This window comes from Paenibacillus sp. YSY-4.3, from assembly GCF_054767475.1.
The window spans coordinates 435,110-454,499 of the sequence record NZ_BAABMC010000003.1 but is presented as its reverse complement, the minus strand read 5'-3'; the positions used below and the strand labels follow the sequence as shown (position 1 = coordinate 454,499).

General features: G+C 52.2%; 17 protein-coding genes. 10 read left to right on the top strand and 7 right to left on the bottom strand.

What is annotated here, in order from left to right; translation table 11 throughout:
- Nucleotides 1–10 precede the first annotated feature (10 nt).
- Both recG and ACYUJT_RS12880 read left to right on the top strand, forming a co-directional pair.
- Nucleotides 11–2,062: an ATP-dependent DNA helicase RecG gene (recG, locus tag ACYUJT_RS12885; protein ID WP_460322584.1), complete on the top strand. Its 2,052-nt coding sequence runs from the start codon at nt 11–13 to the stop codon at nt 2,060–2,062.
- Nucleotides 2,063–2,489: 427 nt separating this feature from the next.
- A complete protein-coding gene (locus ACYUJT_RS12880) occupies nt 2,490–2,777 on the top strand; it encodes a stage VI sporulation protein F (protein WP_460322581.1) in 288 nt (95 codons plus the stop codon).
- Between the two features lie 301 nt (nt 2,778–3,078).
- Here the strand turns inward: ACYUJT_RS12880 and ACYUJT_RS12875 are convergent, their stop codons facing one another.
- From ACYUJT_RS12875 to ACYUJT_RS12865, 3 genes are read right to left on the bottom strand one after another with little or no spacing between them, the layout of a single operon-like run.
- Nucleotides 3,079–3,600 (bottom strand): hypothetical protein, encoded by a 522-nt coding sequence (locus ACYUJT_RS12875; RefSeq protein WP_460322579.1) that lies wholly within the window; start codon nt 3,598–3,600, stop codon nt 3,079–3,081.
- Nucleotides 3,597–4,868 (bottom strand): DNA polymerase IV, encoded by a 1,272-nt coding sequence (locus tag ACYUJT_RS12870; protein WP_460322576.1) that lies wholly within the window; start codon nt 4,866–4,868, stop codon nt 3,597–3,599. The genes ACYUJT_RS12875 and ACYUJT_RS12870 overlap by 4 nt, the downstream gene beginning before the upstream one ends.
- Nucleotides 4,865–5,233: a hypothetical protein gene (locus ACYUJT_RS12865; protein ID WP_460322573.1), complete on the bottom strand. Its 369-nt coding sequence runs from the start codon at nt 5,231–5,233 to the stop codon at nt 4,865–4,867. The genes ACYUJT_RS12870 and ACYUJT_RS12865 overlap by 4 nt, the downstream gene beginning before the upstream one ends.
- Nucleotides 5,234–5,957: 724 nt before the next feature.
- Between ACYUJT_RS12865 and ACYUJT_RS12860 the strand changes: the two genes are divergently transcribed.
- The 7 genes from ACYUJT_RS12860 (at nt 5,958) to ACYUJT_RS12830 (ending at nt 14,840) form a co-directional block, all read left to right on the top strand.
- Nucleotides 5,958–8,183: a hypothetical protein gene (locus ACYUJT_RS12860; RefSeq protein ID WP_460322571.1), complete on the top strand. Its 2,226-nt coding sequence runs from the start codon at nt 5,958–5,960 to the stop codon at nt 8,181–8,183.
- Nucleotides 8,184–8,219: 36 nt separating this feature from the next.
- Nucleotides 8,220–9,413 carry a HEAT repeat domain-containing protein gene (locus tag ACYUJT_RS12855; protein WP_460322569.1) on the top strand — a complete coding sequence of 398 codons (1,194 nt, stop codon included), beginning with the start codon at nt 8,220–8,222 and terminating at the stop codon, nt 9,411–9,413.
- Nucleotides 9,414–9,456: 43 nt separating this feature from the next.
- Nucleotides 9,457–10,833, top strand: coding sequence for a glycosyltransferase family 2 protein (locus ACYUJT_RS12850; RefSeq protein WP_460323307.1), 1,377 nt, complete (start codon nt 9,457–9,459; stop codon nt 10,831–10,833).
- Between the two features lie 108 nt (nt 10,834–10,941).
- A complete protein-coding gene (locus ACYUJT_RS12845) occupies nt 10,942–11,751 on the top strand; it encodes a response regulator transcription factor (protein WP_460322567.1) in 810 nt (269 codons plus the stop codon).
- A 45-nt stretch (nt 11,752–11,796) separates the two neighbouring features.
- Nucleotides 11,797–13,161: a nucleotide sugar dehydrogenase gene (locus ACYUJT_RS12840; protein WP_460322564.1), complete on the top strand. Its 1,365-nt coding sequence runs from the start codon at nt 11,797–11,799 to the stop codon at nt 13,159–13,161.
- 74 nt (nt 13,162–13,235) lie between these two features.
- Nucleotides 13,236–14,189: a hypothetical protein gene (locus ACYUJT_RS12835; protein ID WP_460322562.1), complete on the top strand. Its 954-nt coding sequence runs from the start codon at nt 13,236–13,238 to the stop codon at nt 14,187–14,189.
- 147 nt (nt 14,190–14,336) lie between these two features.
- Nucleotides 14,337–14,840, top strand: a complete 504-nt coding sequence (locus ACYUJT_RS12830) for a Crp/Fnr family transcriptional regulator (RefSeq protein ID WP_460322560.1) — start codon at nt 14,337–14,339, stop codon at nt 14,838–14,840.
- A 54-nt stretch (nt 14,841–14,894) separates the two neighbouring features.
- Here the strand turns inward: ACYUJT_RS12830 and hmpA are convergent, their stop codons facing one another.
- Nucleotides 14,895–16,091, bottom strand: a complete 1,197-nt coding sequence (gene hmpA / locus ACYUJT_RS12825) for an NO-inducible flavohemoprotein (protein WP_460322557.1) — start codon at nt 16,089–16,091, stop codon at nt 14,895–14,897.
- 455 nt (nt 16,092–16,546) lie between these two features.
- Here hmpA and ACYUJT_RS12820 point away from each other — a divergent pair, with 455 nt between their 5' ends.
- Nucleotides 16,547–17,209 (top strand): YitT family protein, encoded by a 663-nt coding sequence (locus ACYUJT_RS12820; protein WP_460322555.1) that lies wholly within the window; start codon nt 16,547–16,549, stop codon nt 17,207–17,209.
- A gap of 38 nt (nt 17,210–17,247) precedes the next feature.
- On the opposite strand, the gene ACYUJT_RS12815 is transcribed toward ACYUJT_RS12820, so the two are convergent.
- From ACYUJT_RS12815 to ACYUJT_RS12805, 3 genes are all read right to left on the bottom strand, one after another.
- Nucleotides 17,248–17,433: a DUF2188 domain-containing protein gene (locus tag ACYUJT_RS12815; RefSeq protein ID WP_460322552.1), complete on the bottom strand. Its 186-nt coding sequence runs from the start codon at nt 17,431–17,433 to the stop codon at nt 17,248–17,250.
- A gap of 75 nt (nt 17,434–17,508) precedes the next feature.
- Nucleotides 17,509–18,495, bottom strand: a complete 987-nt coding sequence (gene msrB, locus ACYUJT_RS12810; RefSeq protein WP_460322550.1) for a peptide-methionine (R)-S-oxide reductase MsrB — start codon at nt 18,493–18,495, stop codon at nt 17,509–17,511.
- A 31-nt stretch (nt 18,496–18,526) separates the two neighbouring features.
- Nucleotides 18,527–19,132 carry a TVP38/TMEM64 family protein gene (locus ACYUJT_RS12805; RefSeq protein ID WP_460322548.1) on the bottom strand — a complete coding sequence of 202 codons (606 nt, stop codon included), beginning with the start codon at nt 19,130–19,132 and terminating at the stop codon, nt 18,527–18,529.
- Nucleotides 19,133–19,390: the final 258 nt, after the last annotated feature.

Here is a 19,390-nt window from a genome sequence, read left to right as displayed (position 1 = left end):
AGGGATTTGAATGAGTTTGGATTTGAACGAAATTCCGGTAAAGCAGGTTAACGGCGTGAGTGCTCTCAAAGAAGGAGAGCTTCACGCCTTTGGCATCTTTACGGTAAATGATTTAATGGAATATTATCCGTTTCGATATGAGGATTACCGGCTGCGTTCCTTGACGGAGGTGAAGGACGGAGATCGGATTACCGTGCAAGCTAAAATTATGGGCTTGCCTGTATTGCAGCGTTATGGCCGGAAGTCGAGGTTAACGTGCAAAATGGTCGCCGAGGACTGGATGTTCACGGCAACCTGGTTTAACCGTCACTTCTTGAAAGATCAGTTGACAGCAGGGCGGGAAATCGTGCTGACGGGCAAATGGGATCAGCGGCGCAGTCAATTGACGGTCTCGGATTCGGAGTTTCCCGACCGCGGCACGCTGCGCAGCGGGAGCCTGCAGCCGGTATATTCGGTAGGCGGGAAAATTACGCAGACCTGGATCCGCAAGACGATCGGACAGGCTCTGCAGCAATACGGGGAGATGATTCCGGAAATTTTGCCGGCGGAGCTTCTGAGCAAGTATGGGTTGATGCCGAGACGGCAGGCTATTTGGCGGATCCATCAGCCGCAGGACAGTGAAGAAGGGCAGCAGGCGCGCCGCCGGATGGTCTATGAGGAGCTGTTCTTATTTCAATTGAAGCTGCAGGCCTACCGGGCGATGAATCACGAGCGGATGGACGGAGTCAAGCATGAGGTGGATAATGCGACGATCCGTGACTTCGTACGCAGTCTTCCCTTTGAGCTGACAGATGCCCAGAAGAAAGTGGAACTGGAGATCCTACAGGATATGCGCTCCCCGTATTGCATGAACCGTCTGCTGCAGGGGGACGTGGGATCCGGTAAAACGGTTGTGGCGGCCATCGCGCTGTATGCGGCGGTCAAATCGGGACATCAGGGCGCATTTATGGTACCGACGGAAATATTGGCGGAGCAGCATATGCGCTCATTGTCCCGGTTGTTCGAGCCGTTTGGCATTACCGTAGGCCTGCTTACGGGCAGCGTGACCGGGCGCAAGCGGAAGGATTTGACCGCTTCGCTGCAAATGGGGCTGGTGGATATCGTTGTCGGGACCCATGCGCTTATTCAGGAGGACGTGTTTTTTCGCTCGCTCAGTTTGGTTGTGACCGACGAGCAGCATCGATTCGGCGTTAATCAGCGCAGTGTTTTGCGGCGCAAAGGCTTTAACCCGGACGTGCTGACGATGACAGCGACGCCGATTCCGCGCACGCTGGCGATTACGGCGTTTGGCGATATGGACGTGTCTACGCTGTCCGAGCGGCCGAAGGGACGCAAGCCGATTTCGACCTATTGGGTGAGGCATGACATGATGGATCGCGTGCTTGGGTTCATCCAGCGCGAGGTGTCCGCCGGAAGGCAGGCTTATCTGATCTGCCCGCTGATCGAGGAGTCCGATAAGCTGGATGTGCAGAATGCCATTGATCTGCACGTCTCGATGCAGCAGGCGTTCCCGCACTTCAAGGTCGGGCTGCTGCACGGGCGAATGACCGCGGCCGAGAAGGACGAGGTCATGCGGTCGTTCTACGAGAATGAAGTGCAGCTGCTCGTTTCGACGACCGTCGTGGAGGTCGGCGTGGACGTGCCGAACGCAACGCTGATGATCGTGATGGATGCGGACCGCTTCGGCTTGTCGCAGCTGCATCAGCTGCGCGGCCGGGTTGGCCGGGGGGAGCACGCCTCGTATTGCGTGCTCATCGCCGAGCCGAAGTCGGAGGTCGGTCAGGAACGGATGAAGGTCATGACCGAGACGGACGACGGCTTCGAAGTGGCCCGCCGGGACCTGGAGCTGCGCGGTCCCGGGGATTTTTTCGGCACCAAGCAGAGCGGGGTGCCGGAATTCCGAATCGCGGACATGGTCAGCGATTTCGCGGTGCTGGAGGCGGCGCGGGACGATGCCGCCAGGCTGGTCGGCGACGAGTCCTTCTGGACGTCGCCGCAGTATGAGCCGCTGCGCGGGTACTTGCAGCGGGAGCAGGTGTTTCAAGGCGAACTGATCGATTGATGTGAAACTGCGATCGGCCTTGAAATCGCAATCACAATCACAATCACAATCACAATCGCAATCGCAATCGCTTTAGAGGGGCATGATCGATGCACGAGTAAACACCGGCGGGGTTCTGACGGACCGTGGTTCCGTTATAATGTGAAAATCGTCCTGCTTTATTGTTTAACGGACCCAGGTTCCGCTATTGGAGTAAATTCACGCATTTCTGTCGTGATTTGCTGCAAATAAAGGTTCCTGTGTCCGTTCCGTATCTAATTTGGCGATTTTAGGACAAATAGCGGATCTCATGTCCGTTTCCATAGCCAAAGAGAATGCCCTTGGCAAGCTTTAGCTTGCCGAGGGCATTTTTTTGTATGGCAACATGTACATCCTATCCGTCATATATTAATGAGGATTAGCGTGTGACGGGAGGTGTAACACAGTTTTGAGTTATCAGCAATATGGCATCAGTCCGCAGCTGGTGGAACGCATTAAGCTGAAAATGAAAAACCCAGCCGTAAAAGAGCGGATCAAGTCCCTCGCCGATGGCTTGACCAAAGCGGATCTGCAGGACAGAGTCAAGGTCAGACGGCTGGTTAAGTCGGCAACTTCGATTTTGAATGAACGCCTGACAAGCGTGCAGGAGGAGCAAATCGTCCAGTTTGTCATCGCTCAAAAAGTCGACCCTCGGAATACGTTCCATCTCCTTAAACTATGGAGCATGTTTAGGTAGAAAAGGCCCGGAAATCCAGGAGGAAAAGCACAAAAACCGTTCCCTTCAGGCGAACGGTTTTTGTGCCTGTATTGCTGCTGTTTGGGCAAAAACAGCTAGGCCTTCGTTAATCCCGCTTCGTTTAGACGCCCTTTATGAAGCTGCAGCTAATTAATGCTCAGTATGTGGACGAGCCTGCGGGCCGCTTGGATACCGCCGGTCTTATTTCCATGTATCCTCGCAATGAGCATGGTAGTAGGTCCGGGCCGCGCGCTTTGCGCTAGATAATAAGGGGTAGCGTAGGGAGTACCCGGCGATGAGATTAGCCGTGCTTGCCCGTTCCGCGCAAAATTTCGACTAAATGGTTCGTGTAATGGCCGATCGTCAGGCTGACTTGGGCCTTCAGGTAATCCCTGGTCATTATAAACTCGTCTTCCATGCCGCGGCATACGAAGCGGTAACGAATGTCGGAACCGTCCATCGCTGGCTCGGAAATGCGAATGCTTTGCTCTAGAAGGGACTTGCGGCATAGCTGGATATCTCTGCGGATATGCTGGGCCAACACTTTCGTCGCTGCGGCATATAGCGCTTTGAAGGTCTGGGACGACAATTCCACTTCCCTGTTCTTCTTCTCGACGATTTCGAGGGCTACCGGCAGAATGATGTATTTCTTGATCGTTTCGATATCCTTGGCCGTTAGGGGAGAAACGACACGGTGTGCAGCGCCGCTTGCCGCGGCTTCATCTGCCGCCTGCCGGCTGACTGATACGGACTGCTCCTTATGCTGGGGAAGCATCATCCGGCTTGATTCCCAAAGGCCGTTGCCTGATAGCTTTTTGCTCATTTATAGTGCCCTCCAATCTTTCTTGCCCGTTCTCTGGCCTGACCTGATGTCGTCAAAGAGGAGGCTCTCATGATCGCCGCGCTGCCGTAGCGGTCTTTAATCTGATCGGTCGCTTTGTCTAAGGCCCGAAGTTTCACTTGATCCTCGAAAAGGGTCAACTGGTAACCCTGATCGGAGGCCAGGCTGCTAAGCGCAATGCCTAAGCGGCGTACCGGCAGGGTGTTCCAGTGACGATAGAACAGCCTCTTGGCCGCTTCGTATACGGTATTCGTATGATGGGTCGGATCGGCCATTTTCATTTGCCGGGAGAAGCCGATGCGCGCATCATAGGGACTGCACAGGCAGCTGACGGTAACCACCTGCCCCATATAACCTTTGCGCCGGCAGTCCCGGCAGACTTCCTCTACGAGCTCCAGCAATATGGTGTCGATCTCATCTGGCTCGGCATAGTCCCGCGGCAGCGTCATCATATGGCTGACCGATTTCGGTGCGGCGTCGAAGGTGCGCGGCGTCACTGGAGAATCATCGAGCCCGTTTGCCGTCCTCCACATCACTTCCGCCTGGATATCGCTTTGCTTGCCGAAGCGGGCGCGGAATTTGTCCTTCAGCACCGGCAGCGGCGTCTGGGCAATATCGCCGATTTGGTACATTCCGAGCCGGGTGAAGTGGGCAGCCATACGAGAGCCAACCCCGAACATCTTGGGAATCGGCTGCGGCCAGAGTGCGGTAGGCACGTTAGCACTGGGCAGGACGTACAGCCCGCTCTCGTTCTTCTTTGCCCAAATGTCGGTAGCCAGCTTGGCAAGCATTTTGTTGGAGCTGATGCCGATGCGCACCCATATCCCAGTCTGCTTCAGCACTTTCTGCTGAATCGACCTCGCCATAGCAAGCGGATCGCCCTGGAACAGATGCAGGCTTCCCGATACGTCGAGAAACTGCTCGTCGATCGAAAAAATTTCGACCAGGTCGGTGTACTCCCGGTAGATATCGGTAATCATTAGAGATACATCAATGTAATGCTGCATCCGCGGGCGCATGACGACAAGCCCCGGGCATTTTTGGACCGCTTCCCCCAAGCGCTCCGCCGTAGTCACCCCAAAGCTCTTAGCGATCGGGCAGGCCGCCAGAATAATTCCCGAACGGCGGGCAGGGTCCCCGGCTACGGCTACCGGCTTATTCTTGCATCCCGGATGATCCGCTTTCTCGATGCTGGCATAGAAACTTTGGCAATCCGCTAAAAAAATCGTCCTTTCGCGTGCGCTTTTCATTTGGGGGCCTCCCACAGTCTCATAAGAAGAATCATTAGCTCCGCCTTCACCAAGCTTCTCAGCATTTTGAAGCGGTGAATGTAGCCCCGCACCTTGTATTCCACCTCGACGCCCAGCGCATTCATCGTCGTGTCAAGCACTTGAATGCGCCGCTGCCGCATTTTGCTTCTGAGGTTTTTCAGCTCGAGATGAATGCTGCTTTCAATCCCCTTGAGGTAAAAGATCACGAGATTGTAAATCAATTTATTCTGATGCAAGCTGAGCTCCTCGATATCCCTTGCCAGCATATCCAGCAAAATAGGCAGCAAGGTGTACTCTTTGATGATTTGAATATCCTCTTCTGTCTCGATTGTTGAGTTAATCATGATATTACACCACCATAAATGCGAACATATATTCGTTTTATATATTATACACCGAACGTAAGTTCGTTATGCAAGTGAATTTTATGGAAAATGGATACTTCGTTGTAGTTCCTTTATATTATAATATTTGTAATTTTGTGGTAAATAATTAGGGAGAGGGGATGGGCAAGAAGTCATCTATGGGACCATGCCATCCTATGGAAAAAAACGGAACAAAACCAATAAGACTAGTATAGGACTAGCGCACGTTTTTTTAGAGGACAGCAGAAATTAACAAAATGCCAAAAAGCCGCGTTATTAAGCGATTTTTGCACGAGACTTTGGTATCAATTTTGTAACCTTTATGGAAACGGGTGTAAAAATAGATCGAAACTTCGAAAAAAGTTGCGCGTCTAATATGAGCGAACAGCAGGAGCACTGTGCTTCTCTGAAAACAGCGACTTGGAAATGCAGCATAGGAATGCTTCGTTTTTCAAGTCCTTTTCATAAGGACGAGAGGTGCAGTTGTTTAAAGGCGACAATGTAAAAAACCGGGAAGCATGAGCTAAAAGGCTTCTATTATGCAGGAAAGGGCCCAAATGGAAAACACTTCTATTAGCCTAGTTACTTTATTAGAGTACTTGGTTAATGATAGAGGTAATACGTGAGGAGTGGAGGTGCGAGGGGACCGTACTGGTAAAATCGCCTGCATACAAAAAAATAGCGAGGTGACAAGAGCAACCCGATGACAACGTTAGCGCGAAAGAGATTAATTATATTACTCGTACTCGGCGGTATTTTGATCGCCGGTGGGATTTACCTCATCATTCTGAATCTGCCTCCATCTCTTGCGACGTTCAAAACCTCTGACGGTGCAAAAATCAAATTCCAAACTTCCGGAGACCGATTCATGGAGTACAAGGGTGAGGGAAAGTGGCAGGAGATTTTCGTGAAAGGCGTCAACTTGGGAGCTACGGTTCCTGGTCATTTTCCAGGAGAATTCCCGATCACTGAAGAGGATTACCTGCGCTGGTTCAAACAAATTGACGATATGGGCGCCAACGTAATTCGTATCTATACCGTACACAATCCGGTGTTTTATACGTCCTTAGTTAAATACAACAGAGAAAAAGGAGACGATCCGCTGTACTTCATTCAAGGCATTTGGTCGCCTGAGGAACAATTGATCGAGCTTAAGGATGCATACAACCCCGGAATCAAAGAAGCATTCCATAAAGAAATTGAAAAAGCGGTAAAAGCGGTGTACGGAGATTTAAAAATATCCGTGCAGCCGGGAGCTTCGGGAGGAAAGTACAAAGCGAACGCAGGGCGTTATTTGATGGCCTGGCATATCGGTACGGAATGGGACCCCGAAATGGTCGACAACACGAATACGCAATATGCTTCTATGGAGCGTTACCGGGGCAAACGTTTCTCGGCGCTGGATGAGGCCAGCCCGTTCGAGAGCTGGCTCGCCGAGCTGGTCGATCAAACGGCTGAGCTGGAGTCCGCTTACGGCTGGCAGCATCCGATGACCTTCACGAACTGGGTCACGACGGACGTGCTTGAGCATCCCGGAGAGCCCTTGTTTGAAGAGGACTTGGCCAGCGTGGATGCGACGCACGTAGAGCCGGTCGATTGGGAGGCCGGGTACTTCGCAGCCTATCACGTTTATCCGTACTATCCGGATTTTTTCCATCTCGACAAGACGCTGGAGACAATCCCGGACGGTAACGGCGGGTTCAATACGTATAAGGCTTACTTGCGGCAGTTAAAGGCACATTACAAGGATATTCCGATCATGGTTACGGAGTACGGCGTACCTGCGTCTGTGGGCGTATCGCATATCGGTCCCGGCGGACGGAATCAAGGCGGGCATAGCGATGACGAAAAGGGCGAAATCGACGTGTCCCTGACCAAAGACATTTATGACGAAGGCTATTCCGGCGCCATATTGTTCATGTGGCAGGATGAGTGGTTCAAGAAGACGTGGAATACGATGCGCTTCGAAGTTCCCGAGGATCGGCGCTCTTATTGGCTGAATGTCCTGACGAACGAGAAGCTGTTCGGCATCGTCGCCATGGGTCCGGGCAAAGAGGAGGACATCATCATCGACGGCAAGCTGAGCGACTGGGACGCATTGCCGGAAGGAGAGGTAAAGTCGTGGGACAAGCCTGCTCCCGGCATTGAACGATTCCGCGTGACGCATGACGAGGCATACGTGTACGTAGGGCTTACGTTAAGCGAGAATTTTGATCCAAAAGCCCGGCAAATCTATCTGGGGACAAGTACGCAGCCCGGAGGGGACGAGCCGGTTACCGAGCTGCCCGGCATTAAGCTGAGCGACGGGCTGGAAAATATGGTTATCATCGGACAGGATGACGAGACCGAGGTAAGGACGGCGCCGAGCTATGATTTCCATCGCCGCCTTTATGGACGGTACGGCCATTGGATGCTCGACGATCCGACGGAGAAGGAAAAGGTAGAGTTCCAGCCATGGAGGCTGGCCGTCAGCTTAACGATGTCTCCGCCGGATACGAGGTTCAGCCAGCCGTTTCAGGATATGACGGTCGGCAGTCTCATGCGGGGAACTTCGGATCGAAAGGATGAGAATTTCAATTCACTGACTTCATGGCAATACAGCGGCCGCGAAGTAGAGCTCCGCATCCCATGGATGCTGCTTGGCTTCGCAGATCCTAGCTCCCTTCAGGTCATTGATTATGGACCGCTCAAGAAGGACCGTTCGTTTACGACGGCGCAGACTGACGGAATCACTTTCGTGCCTTGGGTCAAAGATCGCAAGAGCCAGGAAGTATTCGGGCCGGGCAAAGACGGGCCTGTCAATCTTGCGGAGCAGCCGAAATACACTTGGTCGCCTTGGGAAACCGTGAATTACACCGAGAATTTAAAATCCGGCTACTATGCGCTGAAAAAGTTTTACGAAAGCTTGCCGGAACATCAACCTGAATAGTCCGGTGCTTGGTATATAGAAGGAGGAATGTTCTTTATGTATACGCATCTTACCTTGGCTATCTATTTTATTTACTTCTGCCTGGGACTGATCGGGATTGGAATCGTGACATTATTCGCCTTGAAATTCAATCATTTGCATAAAGTGAAAAAAAGTCAGCAGTACTTGCAGAAACATCAGGATTACTTCAAATTCATTCAATCCCATTTGAACAGCCCTGCGGAGCTCCCGTTGCCTCCGGGCAAGCTTAAGGAGCTCGAAGGCCGGGTCATCCAGGAGAAATTCATCGGCTGGATCGAGCAGTTCAAGGGCGAGTATCGGGAGAAGCTCGTTAAGTTCTGCCATGACGCTGGCTTTGTTCGCAAGGATATCAAGCTGCTGGACAGCTTGTTCTACGGTCGGCGGATTGCCTCGGCTTACCGGCTTGGTGGAATGCGCGCAGCCGAGGCCGTCCCCCGGCTGCTGACGATGATGAAGAGCGAGCGCTATACTCCGCTTACGATCGTCGTTGCCCGGGCCGTGGCCAAAAGCGCGGAGAACGAGGAGCAGCTGAAGGAAATGCTGCAGCACCTGCTTCGCCACGGCAAGCCGATCCACAATATGGCAGCCGATATCGTGATGGAGACCCGGCTTGATGCCAGCCGCTTGCTGCTGAAGTTGCTGGACGATGAGAACCCGGATCTCGTGAAGGTGGCTCTCGTCGCGATGTGGGGGCAGGCGATTCCGGAGGTCGTTCCTTCCCTGGATCGCTTGGTTGGCGCCGAGCAGACGGATGTCCGCGCCGAGGCCGTCAAGCTCTATTTAAGCTCCAACCCGGTGCTTAAGGATGACACCATCAAAAAGCTGATGGCCGACAAGGACTGGGAGGTACGCGCGGCCGTGGCGAAATCCCTCGGTTCCCTGCACGCTGCCGGCAGCATACCGCTTCTGCGTAATGCGCTAAAGGATGCGAACTGGTGGGTGCGGAACAACAGTGCCGAAAGCCTGGCCAAGCTGGGAGAAACGGGCTTCGAGGTTCTCTGTCAAATCGCGATGAACGGCTCCGGCGTAGAGCGGGAGACGGCGCTATACCACATCGAAAGAGCGATGCTGCAGGATAATGAGCATCAAAAACTCGACCAAATGGTCGCCTATAACAAAAAAAAGCTGCTGTACGAACGGTATTTCGGCGTTGCCGAGCGAAGACCGATTCGTCAAGTCGCGGCGGTCGGAGGCGATTACACTGCTTAGAGACATTTTGCTGATTTACGGGCTGTTTGCTATTTACTATGTAATGACGGTAAATACGATTTATTTTACGATTATGGCTTTTTCATTCCGAAACATCATGACGATATTCCGCAGGTCGGCTTATTCGAAATACAACACGCTTTCCGGCTCGGAGCTGGTGCCTTCCGTATCCTTGCTCGTACCAGCCTTCAACGAGGAGCTTACGGTCATTGAGAATGTGAACTGCTTGCTGACCTTGAATTATCCGACCTATGAAGTGATCGTCATCAACGACGGCTCCAGCGATAACACGCTGGGAGTATTGCGGGAGGAATTCGGCCTCGAGCCGCTGCCAAATCCGGAAATGCGGAACTCGATCGATTGCCAGCCGATTAAAGCTGTTTATTACAATCCTCAGTATCCGCATCTGTATGTAATCGATAAGCCGAACGGCGGGAAGGCGGATTCTCTGAATGCGGGCATCAATCTGTCCCACTATCCGCTCATCTCGTCCATCGACGCCGACTCTCTGCTGGAGAAGGACGCCTTGATCCGTATGGCCCGGATGTACATGGAGAACCCGGAAGAGACGGTAGCGATCGGCGGGGACGTTCGGATTGCCAACGGCTGTGTGATCGAGAACGGGGCGGTCAAGCACGTATCGCTGCCGCGAAAAATGTGGCCGATGTTCCAGGCCGTCGAATATTTGAAGGCGTTCCTGGGTGGACGCATCGGCTGGAGTTCCATCAACGGGCTGATTATCGTGTCCGGGGCGTTCGGGATGTTCCGCAAGGATTATGTCATCGCCGTAGGGGGATACCGTGGAGGCTATCCCGGCGAGGACATGAATATCATCATCAAGCTGCATCGCTACATGCTGGAGAACAAACTGAAATACCGTGTTGCCTTTTGTCCGGAAGCGGTGTGCTGGACGCAAGCGCCGGATACTTACCGCATTTTGTCCAATCAACGGAAGCGCTGGGGACGCGGTAACCTGAAGAATATGATCGAGAATTACGATATGGCCTTTAACCCGAAATACAAGGTGATGGGGCTGCTGACGATGCCCTACAACATTATTTTCGAAGCGCTCAATCCGTATTTCAAAATTACGGGGCTGCTTGCGCTGGTCGGTTATACGATCATGGATATGACGAACTGGAAAATTCTCGTCGTGTTCGGGCTCATCAATATTTTGAGCGGTTATTTGCTTAGCATCGGTGCCTTGTTCCTGGAGGAACTCGCCTTCAAGCGATTTACAAAGCTGTCCGATCTGGCCCGCTTGCTGCTATTCTCCGCTTTGAAGTTCTTTGGTTATGCCCAGCTTGGCGGACTATGGCGGATTCAAGGCCATATTCAATTTATGCGCAATAACAATTCATGGGGAACGATGACCCGGACAAGCTGGAAGGAAGAAAGCAAAGCGGCCAAGAGCGCTTAAGGTTTCAAGGCTTGTTTAGACGAGTAGTCCGGGAAGGGAGTTGATAGCCAACAGCAGCAGCCCGGAAAGGGCTAAACTATCCTAATCCAAAGAAAGGCGGGAATTCAGATGCCGAATACGGCAGCATTGCAAACCGTAGTCAAGCAATCCAGTTTATATTCAACGATCGAGCAGCATGTCATGGAATCTGTCCAAGAGGCCAACGGGGTTCTGTTCATCTATTCCGCCAATGCCCCATCCTATTTGGAAACGCAAATCCGCGGAATTTTAGAAACCCAGCCCGGCGTAGCCTTTGAGCTCTGGAGCGGAAACGAGCCTGGAAGTTATGCTGTTCTGCTGCCTGGGCAGCCGCTTGATGCCGTACATTTTCAAGGTTTGCTGTTGAAGCAGCGGATTCAGGAAATAGTCGGGGACTTGGATCTGCATATGACCTTGTCGAGCTTTCCCGAGCAAGGCGAGCTGAGCGAGCAGGTACTGAAGCAAATGGAGGAGTCCGCGAAGCTGAGCCCTTCCGGAGACATCCACATTTTTACTAGACAAGAGTTTCGCTCATCGCAAAGCCGTATCCTGATCGTCGAAGGCGATCCTGCGGTTCGCGAGTTTTTGCAAATCAGGCTGCAGATGCAGGGCTATGACACAACCGTGACGGACAACGGGATTTCTGCACTGGAGCTTATCGAGAGCTGGAATCCGGACCTGATCCTGACTGAGCTGAATCTGTATGGGATCGACGGTCTGCCTTATATTCACCATATCCAGCAGCTCAACGTTAAAAATACGCCGAAAATTGTCGTTCTGACCGAACAGCGCGTAGAGCAAACGATCAGTCTATGCTTCCAAAGCGGCGTAGATGATTACATCACCAAGCCCTTCTCGCCAGTCGAATTGGATGCGCGGATTCGGCGCTGCATTCACTAAATATAGAAAAAAACAACTCACTAGATAATATGGAGGTTGAAACCTGTGAATAAACAATACCGTGATTTATTGGAAGCTATTGAGTCAAAAGATGCCGTGCTGTGCGTCGTGGGCCTTGGATATGTCGGCCTTCCGCTGGCCGTGGAAATGGTCAAGCAAGGATTCAAGGTCGTGGGTATTGATCTGGATTCCAGAAAGATCGACAAGATTTACCGCGGGGAATCTTATATTCACGATATCTCCTCCACGATGCTCAGCGAAGTCGTGCAGACGGGAAGGTTCCAGCCAACTTCCGATTATGCAGCCCTGCGGGACGTCGATGCGATCAGCATTTGCGTGCCGACTCCGCTTAGCGAAAATCAAGATCCAGACACTTCCTACATCGTGACTGTAGTGGAAAACATTAAACGTTATATGAAAAAAGGCATTCTGATTACACTGGAAAGCACGACATACCCAGGCACGACGGAGGAACTGATCCAACGCGAGCTCGAGAGCCTCGGGTATGTGGTCGGAGAGGATTTCTTCCTCTGCTTCTCACCGGAACGAGTAGACCCGTCCAATGCGAAATTCAATACATTCAATACGCCGAAAGTCATCGGTGGAACGACAGAGGCATGCCTTGCGCTTGGCGTAGCCGTATACAGCCGGTATGTCGAGACGGTCGTTCCCGTATCGTCGCCAAAGGTAGCTGAAATGTCCAAGCTGCTCGAAAATACATTCCGCAGTGTGAATATTGCCTTCGTTAACGAAATGGCAATGATGTGCGACCGGATGGGCATCGATGTCTGGGAAGTTATCGATGCTGCGAAGACGAAGCCATTCGGCTTCATGCCGTTCTACCCGGGGCCGGGGATCGGCGGACATTGCATTCCGCTTGATCCGATGTACCTGTCATGGAAGGCGAAAGGATTCCGTTTCTACAGCCAGTTCATTGAACTAGCTCAATCGACGAACGATAATATGCCTTATTACGTAGTGAACAAAACCTCGAAAATTTTGAATGAGTATGCGAAATCTATTAAAAAGTCGAACATCCTTATTCTCGGCATGGCTTATAAACCGGATATCGCCGATCTCCGGGAGTCGCCGGGTCTTGAAGTATATGAGTTGTATAAGGACAGCGGCGCAGCCGTGGAGTACTATGATCCGTTCGCCACGAGCTTCAAGGACAAAGCCGGTGTCACCGTTCATAGCGTAGAGTATGACCTTGAAAAGTTCAAATCCTATGACTGCATGGTCCTAGTGACGAATCACTCGGATCTCGATTACAACGCCATCGCCTCGCTTGGCGTTCCGATTGTGGATACGCGCAATGCATTCAAGGAGTTCAAGCTGCCTCACGTGTATAAGATCGGTCATTCCGTCCAGCATGTGGATGAGCAGGCGGAAGCGCTGATCGTAGGGTAAGAGAAGAGATTGCCTTATAACAGAAAAAATAGAAAAACGGGTTTAGCCTGAATAAAACAGGAGTGGAGGCGGAGATGAATATCAAATCGTTATTTAAACGGTATAGAGGGCTCATCATGGTATTGGCATCAGGATCAGTCGTCCTACTTGCTGGCTTGTTTGTTGTTCTACTCCGTCCTTCCGTCCCGGAAGCGAAGGCGACTTGGCTTTGGGACGCCCAGCTTGTGGAGAACCATACGCAGGATATTATTGAATTCGCCAAGGAGAATGGCGTAACGACTGTATTTTTACAAATCGGAAACGAGGTAAGGGAAGCTTCGTACCGGCGGTTTGTGGCGGCTGCGACCAAGGCCGAGCTGGAGGTTCATGCCTTAAGTGGGCATCCGGAATGGGCTTTGCGCGAGCAGCGCAAGGAAGCGGCACGCTTTCTCGATTGGGTCAAGCAATACAATGACCAATCCAAGCCTGAAGAGCGCTTTGCAGGGGTGCAATTCGACGTTGAGCCTTACTTGCTGAAGAGCTGGGGAACCAAGCAGGATTTCATGGTCGAACAATGGATGGAGAGCGCACGAATATGGGTGGAACGCGCGCAGCGCGATCAGCTCAAAATCGGGGCTGCGGTTCCCTTCTGGCTCGATGGCATCGAGCACGAAGAGCTCGGAGAAGGCCGCGATTTGCGGCAGTGGATGGTTGATAAGTTCGATTATGTGGCGATCATGGCCTACCGGGATGAAGCGGAAGCCATTTATGAGGTGTCGCGGACGACGCTGGAGGAAGCGGATGAGCGGAACAAGCAGGTCTGGGTAGGCGTCGAGCTTACGAAGAGCGAGGAGGGGCCAGGCGTATCCTTCTACGAACGGCCATTAGCAACGGTGACGCAGGAGCTGGACAAATTGGTGTCGCTGGTCGGCAAGCATTCTTCGTTTAAAGGCGTCGCCATGCACAGTTACGAATCCTGGCGGGATAAACAGGAGACAAAGGTTGCGCAAAAAGCGGACGGTGCGTCCGTAGACGATGCCTCCCCATAATCATCATGATGGAAGTACAACAAGCCCAGTGCCTGTATAGGCGCTGGGCTTGTTGTATGGGGTCAGGAACAGGAACGACACGCTTGGACGTGTTTTTTGCTATAATATTTGCTACGAGAGTCTAAACCAACGAATGGAGCGATATCGATGATTCTGCATAAAGGGGAGATTTTATTTCGCCAGGGCGATGAAGGAAAATATCTCTACCATATTAAGAGCGGCCTGTTCAAGGTAACGCGGCTGCACGAGAACGGCAATATGGTTCTGTTCAACATCTTATATCCCGGCGAGACGGTGCCGCACCACTCCCTGATCTCCCCTAAGGAGACGCATGGCACGGCAATAGCTCTCATACGCAGCGAAATAGAGATCATTTCGGCCCAGGAATGGTACCGCGAGCTCGAAGAGAACCCGCAGAAGCCGCTGGAAGTCGCCCGGCTGCTTCAGGAGAAGGTCCGCTTTATGCAGGAGCGTCTCGACCATCTTACAGTAGGCACCCCCGGCGAACGGTTGGAGCTGCTGCAGAAGTGGCTTAGCCACCATGCAAACGGTGTTCCCCTTACCGACTATTTGACCCAGGAAGAGATCGGCCAGTTGATCGGGATCAGGCGAGAAACGGTCAACCGTCTGCTGCGCGGGCAGCACGCATAGGCTGCCGCCGGGCGGACTTAGCCCGGGCACCTCAGGGTTAGAGCTTCCTTGCGCTTACAGGCTGCCGGCAGGGCCGAAAAATTCGTAATGAATATTCGCTTCAGGCACGTTCAAGCCGTGCAAAGCTTGATTGATCGCTCGCATGAACGGCACCGGCCCGCAGAAATAGAAGTCGGATTCCAGGGGTGCAACCTGCGAGAGCCACGAAGCATCGATATAGCCGCTTTTATCGCATCTTTCACTGTCCGCAGCCGATTCATAAACCGTGTAGCATTTTAAACGGGAAGAATTGGCGGCAAGCTTGGCCACATGTTCCTTCATGATATGGTGCTCTTTGCTGCGAGCGGCATGAATATAGACGATGTCGCGTTCGGAATGCTGCAGCAGCGTCTCCAGCATACTAACCAGCGGCGTCAAACCTACGCCCCCGCCGATTAGTGTGACGGGCGTATTGAGGTTCTGATTCAGCGTGAAATCGCCTGCAGGCGCGCTGAGCGCGATAATGTCGCCTTCCTGAACGCGCTCATGCAGATAGGTGGACACGATGCCTGCCGGCCGATTGCCGCCTGCGTCTTCCCGTTTGACCGTAATCCGGTAGTAGCTGGCTCCCGGGGCTGTGGACAAGCTGTAATGGCGAAGATGCGTGAACTCCTGGCCTTCCGGCTTAACTCTTACCGTAATGTACTGACCCGGTTCATATGAAGCAATTGCGTTGCCGTCCTCTGGCAGGAGATAGAAGGAAGCTACTTCCGCGGTTTCCTGCACCTTGCGGTCGACGATGAAACGGCGAAAGCCTCTCCATCCTCCGGGCTGCTGCTCGGTTTGCTCGTACATGCCCGCCTCCACGCTAATAAAGACATCCGCAATGACCCCGTAAGCTTTGCCCCACGCCTCGATAATTTCATCGGTAGCCGCTTCGCCCAACACGGTTTTGATCGCAGCTAGCAGGTTTTCCCCTACGATCGGATAATGCTCGGGAAGAATGCCCAGCGCACGATGCTTCTGGGCGATGCCGTGGACGACCGGCAGAATTCGCTCTAGAGCGTCGATATTTGCGGCGGCGGCGTAGACCGCATTGGCCAGCGCTGTCGGCTGTTTGCCCTGGCGTTGGTTGGCGTGGTTGAATACATTCAGCAGCTCGGGGTGGTTTTTGAACATCGTTTCGTAAAATGTACGGGTTATCGTTTCTCCGTGCACCTCTAGCACGGGAACCGTGGATTTAATGATTTCAATTGTTCGTGAATCAAGCATAACAGTACCTTCTTTCCAATTGAATTGTGATTTCGCATTTCTTAACCAGTATAAAACCGCCTTCATGCCAAAAAGGTGATTGTCGTCACAGGAAAAATTCCTAAAATGTGAACAAGGCGGAAATTGCAATGAAATTGGTCACACAAAGGAGGGACGAAATAATTATTTCTGAGGCAAGCTGTTTAGTCATCATTGCCGCTGTGTTATAATAAAGATAGATACAAACCAAAAAAAGAAAGGATCAGGATACCATGGGTTCCCGAAGGACGAAATCCCTAAGGACGATTTGGAAACGTTGTGATCTCTCTTACACTTAGCTTCTTTTCGTAGTGTCGTCGGTGATTTAAGCACCCTACGAAGGAAGCGTGGAATGATGCGAAGGATGAACTCCTCACCAACCTTCTTCGTAGGGTGTGGCCGCAAGGTTGACCAAACTACGATAAGAGGGATTGGAAATGGGGAAAAGAGTAGACTGGCAAGCCCTGAGCTTGCAGGTAACAATGCTGTTGCTGGGTACGTTTTTGTTGGCTTTCACGTATTATCATATTAATTTTCAGAACGGTTTAGCCGAGGGCGGATTCGTGGGCCTGGCGCTGCTGGGCAAGTATTTGTTCGATTTACCGCCGGCTTTGAGCATGATCATGCTGGATATTCCGGTATTGATCGCTGCCGTGTTTTTAAAAGGACGCAAGTTTATTGCGAATACGTTATTTGCATCACTGGCATTCTCGGCATTTTATGAGCTGTGCGAGCGGTTCTCGCCGTTTATTTTGAATTTGCAGGACAACTTGCCGATCGCTGCGCTGTTGTCGGGCGTATTCACGGGAATCGGCGCGGGCGTCGTGCTGCGGGTAGGCGGAGCCACTGGCGGGGACGATATACTGTCCCTCATGATCAGTGAACGATCCGGCCTGAAGATCGGTACGGTCTTCATTCTGATGGATGCCTTGGTTCTAGGCATTTCTTTGATATATTTACCAATTACGGAAACGGTATTCACAATCATGGCCGTGCTGATCGCCGGCAAGACGATCACCTGGACCGTAAGTTGCGGGAAGCAAGATACCGCGGTTCTCCGTGTGCCATATGCAATCAAAGAGAAAACAGCCCGGGCCTAATGGCCTGAGCTGTTTTTTGCCGTTTACGGCTGCATTGTTTATTCGTTATGATGCTTTGGGTGGTTTTCGTCCCACTCATGCGCTTTGGCCGTGCCGATCGCGATGGCTCTGCCTTCCTCATAGCCTTCCTCAAGCAGGGCATTAGCAATTTCAATCGCTTTGTTGCGTACGCGAGTGTCCAGTTTTTTCATAGATACCGGGTAATCCTGTTTGTTCCAAGGCATGGATGAATTCCTCCTTGTAAAAGGTAGTATTCATATAATCATTACCCTGATCCAGGTGTACGCTAACGCGGCAAATTATTCATCGTGCTGGGGCTCCTCGAACAGATAGAGGTACTCTCCATAGCCCTCCTGCTCCAGCTCCCCCTTAGGGATGAAGCGCAGCGCCGCTGAGTTGATGCAGTAGCGCAGCCCGGTCGGTTCCGGCCCGTCGTCGAATACGTGGCCCAGGTGCGAGTCGCCTTCGCGACTGCGGACTTCAGTGCGAATCATGAAGTGGGTGCTATCCAGCTTTTCCTTGATGCTGTATGATCGCAAAGGGCGCGTGAAGCTCGGCCAGCCGCAGCCGGCATCATATTTATCCTTGGAGCTGAACAGCGGCTCGCCGGACACGATGTCGACATAGATGCCATCAGCTTCGTTATCCCAATATTCGCCGGTAAACGGTCTTTCTGTGCCGTTGTTTTGCGTAACCTCATATTGAACCGGGGTCAGGCGCCGCTGCAGCTCCTCCTTGTCGGCCGGGCCGGACCAATGGTGCTCGATGAAGTCCTCTCGTCCCGAGCCTTTGCGGTATCTTCGGTAATGGGCAGGGTTTTTCTTATGGTATTGCTGATGGTAGTCTTCTGCAGGATAGAACGGCGCAGTCGGCAGAACAGCCGTCACGATTGGGCTTGTGAATCTCCCGCTTTGCTCCAGCGCCAGCTTGGACGCCTCGGCTTCCTCGCGCTGCTCCTCCGTATGATAGAAAATCGCGGTCCGATACGAATCTCCCCGGTCATGGAACTGACCGCCTTCATCGGTCGGGTCGATCTGCTGCCAGAACAGCTCCAGCAGCTTCCGGTATGGAAACACAGAGGGATCAAAAGTAATTTGCACCGCCTCATAATGCCCGGTACGATTAGAGCATACTTCTTCATAGGTAGGATTTGCCGTATGGCCGCCCGTATAGCCGGAGACGATGCCGTAAATGCCGGGCAGCTCCTCAAAGGGCGAAACCATGCACCAGAAGCAGCCGCCGGCAAAAGTAGCCAGCTCTTTGTTTGACGTTGGCGTAGTACTCATTATGCACTCCTCCGTTTCATTTTAAATTTTATTATATCTTTTTTTGCCGAAATCCCCAAACCCACAGCAGAAGCAGTAGGATCACGAAATAGGATACCGCTATGATCGCCGCAGTAAGCGGCCGCTCCTCCAGGGTCGAGCCCACATAAGCATAAACGTAGACGGCAGGTAATTTGCCGACAAGCGAGCCAAGGATAAAGTGGAGGAAGGACATCCCAGTGGCGCCTGCATAAATATTAACGGCCGTCTGGGGCAGAACCGGGATCAAACGGCAAATCGCGATCGTGCGAAAAGGCCGGCTGGACGAGAACTGTGTCAGCCGTTCTAATTTGTTGTAACGGGCCAGCCAGTTTGCCGCGGACTCCCGGAACAGCGCCGCTGCCCCATAGACGATTGCGCCAGCCAGCGTTGAGCCGATTAAAATAATGGTTCCGCCGCTCCAGGTGCCCATCACGTAACCCGCCGCGGCGACCACGACCTTATAGGGCATGACCGGAAAAAGCGCCAGCAGCGTGGAGAGCGCCAGCAGCAGCCAGACTGGGGGCGATCCCTGAATCCATCCTGTAAGCTCATGACGATATATGTAAGTTAGCAGAAATAACGCGGCATACAGTATTGCTACAGACCATTTTTTCATTGAACAAGGCCCTCTCTTTCATTAAGTATCATACCAAACATATTTTTTTCAAGATATCTAGCGCTAGAGTCAGGACCGTGCTATAATGATCACATTATAAGGATGTATGGTTCCCAAAGGGGAGTAGCTGTAACAGTAAAGTCGTCATTACGGGATGAATTGTCCCCGGCTTTATTGACAACATTGTATGTTGTTGGCGAGACCTTTGCCCGCACGTGTATTGGGTGAAGGTCTCTTTTGATGCTTAAGCGTCGTGCC

What these genes read in the sequence shown, in the direction of transcription:
- recG (WP_460322584.1), top strand. Translation starts at nt 11, where the DNA reads ATGAGTTTGGATTTGAACGAAATTCCGGTAAAGCAGGTTAACGGCGTG.
- ACYUJT_RS12875 (WP_460322579.1), bottom strand. Translation starts at nt 3,600, where the DNA reads ATGAGCAAAAAGCTATCAGGCAACGGCCTTTGGGAATCAAGCCGGATG.
- ACYUJT_RS12870 (WP_460322576.1), bottom strand. Translation starts at nt 4,868, where the DNA reads ATGAAAAGCGCACGCGAAAGGACGATTTTTTTAGCGGATTGCCAAAGT.
- ACYUJT_RS12865 (WP_460322573.1), bottom strand. Translation starts at nt 5,233, where the DNA reads ATGATTAACTCAACAATCGAGACAGAAGAGGATATTCAAATCATCAAA.
- ACYUJT_RS12860 (WP_460322571.1), top strand. Translation starts at nt 5,958, where the DNA reads ATGACAACGTTAGCGCGAAAGAGATTAATTATATTACTCGTACTCGGC.
- ACYUJT_RS12855 (WP_460322569.1), top strand. Translation starts at nt 8,220, where the DNA reads ATGTATACGCATCTTACCTTGGCTATCTATTTTATTTACTTCTGCCTG.
- ACYUJT_RS12850 (WP_460323307.1), top strand. Translation starts at nt 9,457, where the DNA reads ATGACGGTAAATACGATTTATTTTACGATTATGGCTTTTTCATTCCGA.
- ACYUJT_RS12845 (WP_460322567.1), top strand. Translation starts at nt 10,942, where the DNA reads ATGCCGAATACGGCAGCATTGCAAACCGTAGTCAAGCAATCCAGTTTA.
- ACYUJT_RS12835 (WP_460322562.1), top strand. Translation starts at nt 13,236, where the DNA reads ATGAATATCAAATCGTTATTTAAACGGTATAGAGGGCTCATCATGGTA.
- ACYUJT_RS12830 (WP_460322560.1), top strand. Translation starts at nt 14,337, where the DNA reads ATGATTCTGCATAAAGGGGAGATTTTATTTCGCCAGGGCGATGAAGGA.
- hmpA (WP_460322557.1), bottom strand. Translation starts at nt 16,091, where the DNA reads ATGCTTGATTCACGAACAATTGAAATCATTAAATCCACGGTTCCCGTG.
- ACYUJT_RS12820 (WP_460322555.1), top strand. Translation starts at nt 16,547, where the DNA reads ATGGGGAAAAGAGTAGACTGGCAAGCCCTGAGCTTGCAGGTAACAATG.
- ACYUJT_RS12815 (WP_460322552.1), bottom strand. Translation starts at nt 17,433, where the DNA reads ATGCCTTGGAACAAACAGGATTACCCGGTATCTATGAAAAAACTGGAC.
- msrB (WP_460322550.1), bottom strand. Translation starts at nt 18,495, where the DNA reads ATGAGTACTACGCCAACGTCAAACAAAGAGCTGGCTACTTTTGCCGGC.
- ACYUJT_RS12805 (WP_460322548.1), bottom strand. Translation starts at nt 19,132, where the DNA reads ATGAAAAAATGGTCTGTAGCAATACTGTATGCCGCGTTATTTCTGCTA.